The following is an 11,907-nucleotide window of genomic DNA, read 5'->3' as shown; positions in this document are numbered from 1 at the left end:
CACCCGCAGACCGGCGAAGATCACCGGCGGACCGGGCCGGACGACGGCATACCGAGGATTGCTCCCCCGACCCGTCCGCGCCCTAGATTGACCTCCCATGGAGCAGCCTCCCGCCGCCTGGAGACCCGACACCCTGGCCGTCCGCGGCGGACTGATGCGCAGCGGGTTCGACGAGACCGCCGAGGCGCTCTACCCGACCTCCGGCTACGTCTACTCCAGCGCCGAGGAGGCCGACGCGGCGTTCGGCGACGAGATCGAGCGGTTCGTGTACTCGCGCTACGGCAACCCCACGGTGGCCATGCTCGAGGAACGGCTGCGGCTGCTGCACCAGGCCGAGGCGTGCCAGGTGACGGCCTCGGGCATGTCGGCGGTCTTCACCACCCTCGGCGGGCTGTGCGCCCAGGGCGACCGGATCGTCGCCTCCCGAGCGCTGTTCGGCTCCTGCTTCGTGGTCGTCGACGAGGTGCTGCGGCGCTGGGGCGTGGAGGCCACGTTCGTCGACGGCACCGACCTGGACCAGTGGGCGCAGGCGCTGTCGACGCCCGCGACGGCCGTGTTCTTCGAGACGCCGTCCAACCCCACGCAGGAGCTCGTCGACATCGCCGCGGTCAGCGAGCTCGCGCACGCGGCCGGGGCGGTCGTGGTGGTCGACAACGTCTTCGGCACGCCCGTCTTCTCCCGCCCCCTGGACCACGGGGCCGACGTCGTCGTCTACTCCACGACCAAGCACATCGACGGCCAGGGCCGCGTGATGGGCGGGGCGATCGTGGGGTCGGCCGAGCTGGTCGGCGGCCCGATCCGCACCCTCGTGCGCCACACGGGCCCGTCCCTGTCCCCCTTCAACGCGTGGGTCACCCTCAAGGGTATGGAGACGCTCACCCTGCGGGTGGAGCGGATGGCCGCGAGCGCGCTGGCCCTGGCGACCGAGCTCGAGGCCGACCCACGGGTGCGGCGGGTGTTCCACCCGTGGCTGCCCTCGCACCCCCAGCACGAGCTCGCGCGCCGGCAGATGACCGGCGGCGGGACCGTCGTCACCTTCACCCTCGACGGCGGACGGGCCGAGGCGTTCCGCTTCATGAACGCCCTGCAGGTGGTGGACATCTCCAACAACCTCGGGGACGCGAAGTCGCTGACCACCCATCCGGCCACGACCACCCACCGCCGGCTGCCCGAGCAGGCACGGGCCGCGGCCGGGATCGAGGAGGGCACCGTGCGCCTGTCGGTGGGGCTGGAGGACCTGGACGACCTGCGTGAGGACGTGGCGAGGGGCCTGGCCGCGGCGTTCGGCTGACCGTGCACCACCTCGACGTGCTGGTGCTCGGCGCCGGGCAGGCCGGCCTGTCCACGGCGTCCCACCTGCGCCGGCGGGGCTTCGTGCCCGCGGGCGGCGACGGTGCCGACGACCCGAAGGCCCCCGGCACCTACCTCGTCCTCGACGGCGAGGAGGGCCCCGGCGGCGCCTGGCGGCACCGGTGGCGCTCCCTGCGGATGGCCACGGTCAACGGGATCGCCCAGCTGCCGGGGATGCCCGTGCCCGAGCCGGACCCGTGCGCGCCGAGCTCGGAGTTCCTCGTGGACTACTTCGCCCGCTACGAGGACGAGTTCGACCTGCCCGTGCTGCGGCCCGTGAAGGTGCGGCGGGTGGAGCGCGAGGACGACGACCCGCGCGGACGCCTGCGGGTGGAGACCTCCGCCGGGACCTTCTCGACCCGCGCGGTCGTCAACGCCACCGGCACCTGGCGCAAGCCCTTCTGGCCGATCTACCCCGGGCAGGAGACCTTCGCCGGCCGGCAGCTGCACGTGGCCGACTACGTCGCGGCCGAGGAGTTCGACGGGCAGCACGTGGCCGTCGTCGGCGGCGGCATCTCGGCCGTGCAGCTGCTCGACGAGATCTCCCAGCTGACGACGACCAGCTGGTTCACCCGCCGGGAGCCGGTCTGGCGGGAGGACGACTTCGACGCCGACGCCGGTCGGCAGGCCGTCGCGATGGTCGAGGAACGGGTCCGGCAGGGCCTGCCCCCGCAGAGCGTGGTCTCGGTCACGGGCCTGCTGCGCACCCCCACGCTGCGGGCGGCCCAGGAACGCGGTGCCCTCGACCGCCGGCCGATGTTCACCGAGATCGTCCCCCAGGGGGTCCGCCTGGTCGACGGGTCGGTGCTGGCGGTCGACGTGATCCTGTGGGCCACCGGCTTCCGGGCCGCCCTGGACCACCTGGCGCCGCTCGGGCTGCGGGGCCACGGCGGCGGCATCCGGATGGAGGGCACGCAGGTGGCCGACGAGCCGCGCCTGCACCTCGTCGGCTACGGGCCCTCGTCGTCCACGATCGGCGCGAACCGGGCCGGGCGCGCGGCGGTCACCGCCCTGGTGAACGAGCTCGGCATACCCTGACCTCGTGCCGGACGACTTCCTCATCGCCCGCAACCCCGAGGAGGGCACCTCGCTGCCCTACCTGCTGCGCGTCCCGCTGGGGCCGGAGGGCGTGGTGCTCAAGGCGCGCGACACCTGGCCGCGCACCGGCAAGGTCTACTGCCACCGCGCCGCGGGCTGGCCCCGCGACCCGGAGATCGTCGAGGCCGTGCCGACCCGCTCGTGCGTGCGCCGCGGGGCGAGCATCGACCTCGTCCTGGCCCGCGGCCGGGAGAACCGCTCGCAGTTCGTGCTCACCCGCGTCCGCGGCGGCCGCGAGGCGATCTTCTGGCAGACCGCTCGGACGGCGAGGCAGGCGCGGCCCGCGGTCGCCCTCCCCACGGCCCGCGCCTCCGGCGTCGCCGACCTCGAGGTGCTCGTCGACAGCCACGAGCGCTACGCCTGGACGTTCGACCACCAGCAGGTCCTCACCCGCCGCCAGTCGCTGGTCGCCGGCGACTACGGCGTCGAGGTCGACGGCCGGCTCGTCGCCTCGGTCGAGCGGAAGTCGCTGCCGGACCTGGTCGCCACCCTCACGAGCGGCCGGATGCGCTACGTGCTGGCCGACCTGGCGGTGCTCCCCGCGGCCGCCGTCGTCGTGGAGGAACGCTACTCAGCCGTGTTCACGCTCGACCGGGTCCGTCCTGCCGTCGTCGCCGACGCCCTCGGCGAGTGCCAGGCACGCTTCCCGGCCGTGCCGATCGTGTTCTGCGAGAACCGGTCCCTGGCACAGGAGTGGACCTACCGCTTCCTGGGGGCGGCGCTCACCCACGCGGCCGAGGAGGCCCACGTGGGCGCCGAGGCGAGCCCTCTGCCGTCCGCGCGGCCGCCCGCCCCTGCGCAGGTGCGGGCGTGGGCGCGGCAGGAGGGATATGCCGTCTCCGACCGCGGTCGGATCCCCCAGGAGGTCTGGGCCGCCTTCGAGCGGAGCGGCGGACGTGCCGTCGGACCGGACCGGTAGCCTGCGCGGATGACCGACTGGCTGGAGCTGACGCTGGAGGTCATGCGCGACCGGTCGCACGCGTCGTGGAAGTTCCTCGACGACGAGGAGCTGCTGACGGCGCTGGCGGCCCGCCGTGCCGTGGCCGCCTACCTGCCCGGTGCCGCCCTGGCCACCCGGGACCTGGTCCTGCTGCGGCTGCCGGTCTCGCCCGAGGGGCGGGTGGCCCTCCTGGACGAGGCGGGCGCGCCGGTGCCCGGTCCGCCGGTCGAGGAGTTCGTCGAGGAGCTGCTGGCGGAGCTGCGGACGTGTGCGGCCGTGGGCCCGGAGGAGCTCGTCGGGCCGCCGTGGCTGCCGGTCCCGGAGATCGTCGAGGCCGCACGCCGGCCGGAGGAGGACAGCCGGGTGGTCTACGCCTACCGCGGCGACGACACCGTCCTCGCGGCCGCCTTCGCCCGCGACCTCGGGATGCCGCTGACGGCCCACCGGGTGGACGGCTGGGTGGTGGTGGCGACCGGGTTCGGGCCCGAGCGCGTCCTGGCCGGGCCGCCGCGCCGGTTCACCGGCGGCTACCCGTTCGCCGTCCTCGACCGGCGCGGCGAGCGACGCGTCTTCCTCTGGGCGGCCTCGGCCAAGGAGTCCGACCTGCGCGTCGCCGCCGACCACCAGCCGCGCCTGGTCCCCGCCCCGCCGGACGGCGCCGACGCCGCGGCGGTGGACCTCGCGGCCTGGCTGGCCGACCCGGCGGATCCGGCCGAGGCTCCGGAGCGGCCCGAGGGCATGACCGACGAGCAGCACCGGGTCCTGCTGGGCTGGCGCGACGCGCACCGCGTCGGCACGGACTTCCTGCGCGAGGTCTCCGCGACCTTCGGCCTGCCTCCGGTGGCGGCCGAGCTGGTGGAGAGCCGCCCGGGCGACCCCCAGCCGGAGGGCGGCACGGCCCTGCGGCCCGCGGCGACGGGCACGCAGTTCGTCGCCGAGGCGATGGCGGGGCTGGACGACGAGGAACCGACCGGCCGCACGCCGTGGGCGGCGCTCGAGCGGCTGCTGTGGCGCCACCCCGGGGCAGCGGTCGGCCTCGGGGTCCTCGAGCTGCTCGTCGCGGCCCTGCTGGCGGTGAGCGTGCTCGCCGGGGACGGCCACTGGTGGCGGTGGGTCCTCGCCGCCGTCTTCGCGCTCGGCGGGCTGGCCCACCTCGTCGAGGCGGTCCTGCGGATCAGGCGTCGAGGCGGCGCACGTCCAGGGTGAACCCCTGTCCCCCCAGAGCCTCGACGAGGGCGTCGCCAAGCGCCACCGCCGGGGTCAGGACCCCGCCGGGCCCTGAGCCGCGCGTGGCGAGCAGCGTCAGCGCCGCCTGCCCGAGCATCACCGACGTGGCGGCGTAGCCGGGGTCGCCCTGGGCGGCGACGGTGGCGGCATACCGGGTCCCGTCCTCGGTGGTGGTGACGGTCTCGGTGCGGAACGAGCCCGCCTCCCGCCTCGCCCTGTCCGGCCCCTCCCCCGGCGCGGGGAGCAGCCGGTCGACCACCCGACCGACGACCGGCAGCGCCAGCGAGCCCATGAGCGCACCGAGCCCGCCGACCAGAGCCTGCGCACGCAGCGCGCCCTTCGCGCCACGCCCGGTGGGGACCAGTTCGCGGTAGCGGAACCGCCGGCCGTAGCCACCCCCGGTCAGCGCGTGCGAGCGCCGGACGACGCGGGTGTTGTACGGGCCCATGAAGAACGGTGCCGCCCACCGGCCGCTGCCCTCCTCCACGAACGGCCGCCAGGGGTCGCGCTGGCCGGGCGCGCCGGTCGCCCCGCCGCTGAGCGCCTCGGGGTCCAGGACGACACGTCGCAGGGACGGGTCCTGCCGCATCCGCTCCAGCTGCGCGCGCAGGGAGTCGATCGTGCCGCCGCTGATCCCGCCGCGCAGCCGCCGCACCCACAGCGTCGTGTCGGTCAGCCCGCCCGCGCCGTCGGCCTGCGCCGCGCGGTGCAGCAGGTGGACGCCCAGGTCGGAGGGGACGGAGTCGAACCCGCAGGAGACGACGATCCGTGCGCCCGTGCCGCGGGCGGTCCCGTGCACCCGCTCGATCGCCTCGCGGACGAAGAGCACCTCCCCGGTCAGGTCGGCGTAGTCGGTGCCCTCCTCGGCGCAGGCCACGACCAGGGGTACGCCGTAGCGCTGGTAGGGCCCCACCGTGCTCACCACGACCGCGGAGCGGGCGGCCATCGCGCGCAGGCTCACCTCGTCGGTCGCGTCGGCCTGGACGAGGGGCCAGTCGGCGGCCCGCGCACCGAGGGTCGCCCGGACCTGGGCCAGCCGGTCGAGGGAGCGGCCGGCCAGGCCCACGCGCACGCCCTCGGGGGCGGTTGCGGCCAGGTGCTCGGCGACGAGCCGACCCACGAAGCCGGTCGCGCCGTAGAGGGTGATGTCCAGGTCCCGCGAGGTCTGCGTCATGGATCCATCGTCGGTCATGGGGACGGCGGCGCCGTGGCCGGCGGGTCCGCGGGCACCCGCAGCCGCCACCCGTCCGGCTCCACCCGCCAGGTCCGTCGACGGATCCGGCCGGGCTGGACGTCGCCGTCGACGCTGACGTGGAACGCGTCCTGCGGCCCCACCGCCTCGACGAGCACCTCCTGGCCGCGGGTCACGGTGACGTCGCGACGTCGGGTATGCCGTCCCTTGCGCAGGTCGCGGGCGAAGCTCGTGCGCGCGATGGCGGAGCTGCCCCGGGCGAGGACGACCTCCGCGAGGCCGTCGTCGGGACGGGCGGTCGGGGCCACGCGGGTCCCGCCGCCGACCGAGGAGCCCAGTGCGAGGGTCACCATGAGGACCGGCTCGGAGCCGTCGGCCACGGTCCGCCCGTCGACGACGACGCGCAGGTGCCAGCCGCGAGTGGTGAGCCCGGCCCGGAGGGCGCCGACGGCGTAGGCCGCCCTGCCCAGCACCCCCTTGACCTCGCCGGCGGAGGCGGTCGCCTCGGCGCCGACGCCGGCATGGACGGCGTTGACGACGACGCCGCCGGTGTCGTCGAGGAGCAGCCCGCGCGGCGCGGGACGACCCGTCGCCGCGACCGGGGCGGCGTCCTGCGGTTCCAGCGGGATCCCGGCCGAGCGGGCCAGGTCGTTGCCGGTGCCGGCGGGGACCAGCCCGACCGTGGCCGGCAGCAGCCGCTGGTCGTGCAGCTCCTGCAGCAGCCGGTGGACCGACCCGTCACCCCCGAGGACGACCACGTCGCGCGGGACGGGCTCGACGGCGGAGGCGACGGCCGCGGCATACTCCTCGTCCGAGGCGGGGGCCCGCACCTCCACGGACGCACCACCTGCGGCCGTCGTCAGGGCACGCCGCACGCGGTCGACCTGCTCGCGGTCCTCGGCGTCGTGGGAGGGCCTGGCCAGCACGAGGAGCGGTCGGGGCCGGTCCGGGTGACGGTCCGGGATGTCGTCGGCGGGCAGGGCTCCTCCTTCGTCGCTCCCAGGGTAGGCCCATGCCGCGACGGACCGTCGCTGTCCGGAGGAGGGCCCGGCGACCGCTACACTGGTCCCAGCGCCCCGCACCGTCTCGCCTCGGGGCGCTTGATCTGTGCGCGGCCCCGGGCCGCCCCCAAGGTCGCGCCGCCCCACCGGAGCCTGCGCGCCGGGTGAGACACCGCATACGTCTCGAAAGACTCCTCTGTGACCTCCAGCTTCGCCGACCTCGGCGTGCCCGCCTCCCTGTCCTCCCTCCTGGCCGAGCGCGGCATCACCGTGCCCACTCCCATCCAGGCCGCCACCCTGCCCGACTCGCTCGCCGGTCGGGACGTCCTGGGCCGGGGCCGCACCGGCTCCGGCAAGACCTACGCCTTCCTGCTGCCGCTGGTGACCCGGCTCACCGCCGGCGAGGCCGCGCGGCGCTCCTCCGTCCGGGGCCGCGCGCCCCGGGCCCTCATCCTGGCGCCGACCCGTGAGCTGGTCCGGCAGATCGACGAGGCGCTGGCGCCGCTCGCCCGGTCCGCGGGCCTGTCCACGCTGACGATCTTCGGCGGCGTCGGCCAGAACCCGCAGGTGCGGGCGCTGCAGGCAGGGGTCGACGTGCTCGTGGCCACCCCCGGGCGGCTCGAGGACCTCATCGGTCAGCGCCACGCCGACCTCGGCTCGGTCGAGATCACCGTCCTCGACGAGGCCGACCACATGTCCGACCTGGGCTTCCTGCCGGCTGTCAAGCGTCTGCTCGACCGGACGCCGCGGCAGGGACAGCGGATGCTGTTCTCGGCCACGCTGGACGCCGGGATCGACGTTCTCGTCAAGCGCTACCTGGACCGTCCGGTGACCCACCACGCGGACTCGGCCCAGTCGCCGGTGTCCTCCATGGCGCACCACGTGCTGCACATCGACGCCGGCCACCGCCTCCCGGTGCTCACCGACCTGGCGGCCGCGCCGGGCCGGGTCGTGATGTTCACCCGCACCAAGCACGGTGCCAAGAAGCTGGCCAAGCAGCTCAACGGGGCCGGCGTGCCGACCGTCGAGCTGCACGGCAACCTCGGGCAGAACGCCCGCGTGCGCAACCTCGACGCCTTCCAGACGGGCACCGCCACCACCCTGGTCGCCACCGACATCGCGGCCCGCGGCATCCACGTCGACGACGTGGCCCTCGTCGTGCACGCCGACCCGCCGGTCGAGCACAAGGCCTACCTGCACCGCTCGGGCCGCACGGCCCGGGCCGGCGCCTCGGGCACGGTCGTGACGATCATGACCGACGACCAGGTCCGCGACGTCCGCTCGCTGACCCGCGCCGCCGGCATCCGGCCGACCATCACCAAGGCCCACCCCGAGCACCCCGTGCTCGTGGAGCTGGCCCCCGGCGAGCGCACGCTCGTCCCCGGCGGTCTGCAGCTGGCCACGCGGGAGCAGTCCGGTGGCCAGGGGCAGGGTCGTGGCCGTGGCAACGGCGGCGGTCGCGCCAACGGTGGCGGTGGACGTCGCACCGGCGGCTCCGGGCGTGGCAGCGGCGGTGCCGGTCGGTCGGCCGGCGGCGGTCGCTCGGGCGGTGGTTCCGGTCGCTCGGGCGGCGCGGGTCGCTCGCGGATCGGCGCCGGCAGCGGCTCGGCCGTCGCCTTCTCCACCTCCAGCGGCGGAGGTCGTTCCGGCCGTCGCTGACGGCCCGGCTGTCCTACCGTCGGTGAGGTGAGCACCCACCGGATCCGGATCGGCATCTCCGGCTGGCGCTACGCGCCCTGGCGCGGTGTCTTCTACCCGCCAGGGCTGCCGCAGCGGCGCGAGCTGGAGTATGCCTCCCGGTGCCTGGACACCGTCGAGATCAACGGGTCGTTCTACTCGCTGCAGCGACCCAGCAGCTACCGGGCGTGGGCGGAGCAGACGCCGGACGACACCGTGCTGTCGGTCAAGGGCAGCCGGTTCATCACGCACATGAAGAAGCTGCGCGACGTCGACACGGCCCTGGCCAACTTCTTCGCGTCCGGGCCGTTGGCGCTGGAGCACCGGCTCGGTCCGTTCCTGTGGCAGCTGGCCCCGCGGTTCCGGTACGACCACGAGCGGCTGGACGACTTCCTCGGGCGCCTGCCGCGCACGGCATACCAGGCCTCGGTCCTGGCCGCGGGGCACGACGACCGCCTGCGCGAGCCGGCGTGGACCGATCCCGGGCCGGACCCCGACCGACCCCTGCGGCACGTGCTCGAGGTGCGGCACCCCACCTTCGCCGACAACGACGAGCTGCTCGACCTGCTCCGCCGGCACGGGGTCGGGATCGTCGTCGCCGACGCCGCGGGGCTGTGGCCCTACTACGACGTGGTCACCGCCCCGGTCGTATACGTGCGTCTGCACGGGGACACCGAGCTCTACACGAGCGGGTACGGCGAGGAGGCCCTGGGCGTGTGGGCCGAGCGGATCCGGGGCTGGGCGGAGCAGGCGGAGGTGTTCGTCTACTTCGACAACGACGTCAAGGTGCACGCCCCGCACGACGCCATGCGGCTGGCCGACCTGCTCGGGGTGACGGCGTCGACACGTCGGCCCGGGGATAGGGGTCCGCGCGGTTGGGGCGGGTGAGCGGCCGGCGGGCCTACAGTGCTGCCAGCGCACCGCATACCCGAGAGGACCACGCATGCCGCAGCTGCCGGGCAGCCCCCTGGAGATCTTCCCCCTGAACCTGGGCGGGAACGCCTTCGGCTGGACCGCCGACGAGGCGACCTCGCACGCGGTGCTCGACCGCTTCGTCGAGGCGGGCGGCACCTTCGTGGACACCGCCGACTCCTACGCCGCCTGGCTGGACGGGCGCGGCGGGCAGTCGGAGACGATCATCGGCTCGTGGCTGGCCGCGCGGAGGCGGCGGGACGACGTGCTCGTGGCGACCAAGGTCGCGCGCAAGCCCGGTCGTGAGGGGTTGTCACGGGCGAACGTGCTCGCGGCGGTCGACGAGTCGCTCGAACGGCTGCAGACCGACCACGTCGACCTCTACTACGCGCACTTCGACGACGAGGACGTGCCGGTGGGCGAGCAGGTCGCGGCCTTCGACGAGGTCGTGCGCTCGGGCCGGGCCCGGGCGGTGGGTCTGTCGAACTTCTCCCCCGAGCGGATGCGTGAGTGGTTCGCGACGGCGCACCGGGAGGGTGCCACGGTGCCGGTGGCGATCCAGCCCCGATGGTCGCTGGTGTCGCGGCAGACGTACGAGCAGGACTACGCCCCGATCGTGGCCGCCGAGCAGGTCATGGTGTTCCCCTACCCGGCGCTGGCCTCGGGCTTCCTCACCGGCAAGTACCGCGGCGAGGCCGACTTCGAGGGGGCGGCCCGGGGCGGGGCCGCCCGGCGATACTTCGAGGCGGGTGGACTTCGGGTGGTGGACGTGCTGGTGGACGTCGCCGGTCGGCACGGGGTGGAGCCCGCGACGGTCGCCCTGGCCTGGCTGCTGGCCAAGGGTGCGACGGCTCCGATCGCGTCCGTCTCCCGACCCGAGCAGCTCGAGCCGCTGCTGGCGGCAGCCAGCACGACGTTGACCGACGAGGACGTGCGTCGCCTGGACGAGGCGTCGGAGGGGTTCTGAGCGCCGGTTCCGCCCCGACCGGCCTGCCTGTCCTGGGCGAGGCCCCGGGCGACGGTGCCAGGGACTGGGTCGTCGACGTGGCCCGGACGGGGTCGATGGTGGTCGTCGTCGTCCTGCACTGGCTGTTCCTCAAGGTGACCGTCGTCGAGGGCACGATGCGGTCCGAGCCGGCGCTGGCTGGACCGGTCGTCGCGCTGCTGACCTGGGTGCTCATGGTGCTGCCCCTGTTCTTCGTAGCCGCGGGCTTCGCGGGGACGCGGGTCGTGGACCGGTTGCAGGGGGCCAAAGGGTGGAGCTACACCGACTACCTGGCCCCTCGGCTGCTGCGCCTCGTCAGCCCCGTCCTCGCGCTGGTCGTCGTCTCCTTGGCGGTGGTCGTGGTCGTGACGGTCTCCTCGCCGGGGACAGGGGCACGGCTGACGGCGGTGACCGGGAACCACCTGTGGTTCATGGCGGTGTACCTGTTGTGCGTCGTCGTGGGGCCCGCAGCTGTGCGCGTGCACGACCTGGCCGGGTGGTGGGTCCTTCCCGCGGTGCTCCTCGGCGGGTCGCTGCTGGTGGATCTCGCGTGGTTCTCCGGGGGCGTGGGCTACGAGCAGGCGCGCTGGCCCAACCTGGTGCTGGTGTGGCTCTTCTGCCACCAGCTCGGCGTGCTGCACGCCCGGGGGACGGTGCAGCGCCTGCCATCGCCCGTCCCTGTGGTCGTCCTGCTGCTGGCGGTGCTGACCCTGGTGGTCATGGTGCAGCTCGGGCCCTACGCCGCGACCAACGTCGGCATGGCCGACCGGCCCGTGTCCAACCTCACCCCACCCAACTCGGCCCTCTCGGTGGTGGGCGTCGCGCAGCTCGCCGTGCTGACCCTCGTCGGCCGGACCGTGGGGACACGTCCGCCCCGGCCGTGGGTGGGCACGGCGACGCGGTGGCTCGGGCCCCGGCTGCTGCTCGTCTACCTGTGGCACGTGCCCGCCCTCGGTGCGGTGACCTTCGTCGGACTGATCGCACCGGACGTCCTGCTCCCTGCCGGCACCGGGGCCTGGCTGGCCCTCCGGCCGTTCTACCTCGTCCTGGCCGTCCTGCTCATGGGGCTGGTGCTGGTCCCGGTGATCGCCTGGGAACGCACGGTCCGCTCGTGGAAGGTGTCGACGTCGCGGCCCGCCGTCCTCACGGCCACCGTGCTGGGGATCGCGGGCACGGCGATCGCCTGGCACGCCGGGGTCGGACCACGTCCGGTCCCGCTCGTCGGGGTGGCCTGCCTGGTGGCCGCCATGGTCCTGCTGGTGGAGCGCACGACCCCGGACAGAGTCCGGAGACCTGATGACACCGGTGACCCGGCAGCGGTCTCGTGAGTTGAGCCGCGGCGTCATCGTCAGAAGGGCGGCGGCTCGCCGGGACCGGGCCGGGTGTCCCAGCCGGTGTCCGCACGGGTCGACCTGTCGGCGTCTTCCTGGATTGCGCTGTCGGTGAGGCCCTCCGTGGTGCGCGGCGCGAGGGTGGCCCTCCGCTCGGCGGGCAGTCCGAGCAGCTGTTCGGGGGTGGGGCCCTT

General features: G+C 74.9%; 10 protein-coding genes. 8 read left to right on the top strand and 2 right to left on the bottom strand.

Annotated features, from left to right (window positions below):
- Nucleotides 1-97 precede the first annotated feature (97 nt).
- The 4 genes from FJR00_RS09630 to FJR00_RS09615 are packed head-to-tail and all read left to right on the top strand — an operon-like array spanning nt 98 to nt 4,594.
- Nucleotides 98-1,291: an O-succinylhomoserine sulfhydrylase gene (locus tag FJR00_RS09630; protein WP_141338533.1), complete on the top strand. Its 1,194-nt coding sequence runs from the start codon at nt 98-100 to the stop codon at nt 1,289-1,291.
- Nucleotides 1,288-2,388 carry an NAD(P)-binding domain-containing protein gene (locus FJR00_RS09625; protein ID WP_377466301.1) on the top strand — a complete coding sequence of 367 codons (1,101 nt, stop codon included), beginning with the start codon at nt 1,288-1,290 and terminating at the stop codon, nt 2,386-2,388. Before FJR00_RS09630 ends, FJR00_RS09625 begins: the two co-directional genes overlap by 4 nt.
- A gap of 4 nt (nt 2,389-2,392) precedes the next feature.
- A complete protein-coding gene (locus FJR00_RS09620; protein ID WP_141338532.1) occupies nt 2,393-3,367 on the top strand; it encodes an Lsr2 family DNA-binding protein in 975 nt (324 codons plus the stop codon).
- Between the two features lie 9 nt (nt 3,368-3,376).
- A complete protein-coding gene (locus FJR00_RS09615; RefSeq protein WP_141338531.1) occupies nt 3,377-4,594 on the top strand; it encodes a hypothetical protein in 1,218 nt (405 codons plus the stop codon).
- Here FJR00_RS09615 and FJR00_RS09610 read toward each other — a convergent pair.
- The gene (locus FJR00_RS09610; protein WP_141338530.1) at nt 4,563-5,789 is read right to left on the bottom strand and encodes a saccharopine dehydrogenase family protein; all 1,227 of its coding nucleotides are present in this window, start codon (nt 5,787-5,789) and stop codon (nt 4,563-4,565) included. The genes FJR00_RS09615 and FJR00_RS09610 overlap by 32 nt on opposite strands.
- A gap of 14 nt (nt 5,790-5,803) precedes the next feature.
- Nucleotides 5,804-6,889 carry a diacylglycerol/lipid kinase family protein gene (locus FJR00_RS09605; RefSeq protein WP_238330418.1) on the bottom strand — a complete coding sequence of 362 codons (1,086 nt, stop codon included), beginning with the start codon at nt 6,887-6,889 and terminating at the stop codon, nt 5,804-5,806.
- Nucleotides 6,890-7,006: 117 nt separating this feature from the next.
- Here FJR00_RS09605 and FJR00_RS09600 point away from each other — a divergent pair, with 117 nt between their 5' ends.
- The 4 genes from FJR00_RS09600 to FJR00_RS09585 all read left to right on the top strand — a co-directional run bounded on the left by FJR00_RS09600 (nt 7,007) and on the right by FJR00_RS09585 (nt 11,710).
- Nucleotides 7,007-8,467 carry a DEAD/DEAH box helicase gene (locus tag FJR00_RS09600; RefSeq protein ID WP_141338529.1) on the top strand — a complete coding sequence of 487 codons (1,461 nt, stop codon included), beginning with the start codon at nt 7,007-7,009 and terminating at the stop codon, nt 8,465-8,467.
- A 27-nt stretch (nt 8,468-8,494) separates the two neighbouring features.
- Entirely contained in the window at nt 8,495-9,373 is an 879-nt protein-coding gene (locus tag FJR00_RS09595; RefSeq protein WP_202876634.1) for a DUF72 domain-containing protein, read from the top strand.
- A gap of 55 nt (nt 9,374-9,428) precedes the next feature.
- Complete coding sequence (locus tag FJR00_RS09590) at nt 9,429-10,364, top strand: aldo/keto reductase (protein WP_141338528.1); 936 nt, start codon at nt 9,429-9,431, stop codon at nt 10,362-10,364.
- A gap of 77 nt (nt 10,365-10,441) precedes the next feature.
- Nucleotides 10,442-11,710, top strand: a complete 1,269-nt coding sequence (locus tag FJR00_RS09585; RefSeq protein ID WP_141338527.1) for an acyltransferase — start codon at nt 10,442-10,444, stop codon at nt 11,708-11,710.
- Nucleotides 11,711-11,907: the final 197 nt, after the last annotated feature.

Origin of the sequence: Ornithinimicrobium kibberense, assembly GCF_006519705.1 — a bacterium.
Lineage (GTDB): Bacteria > Actinomycetota > Actinomycetes > Actinomycetales > Dermatophilaceae > Ornithinicoccus > Ornithinicoccus kibberensis.
Note: the sequence above shows the minus strand (reverse complement) of the source record. Positions and strands in the feature narration are given on the sequence as shown.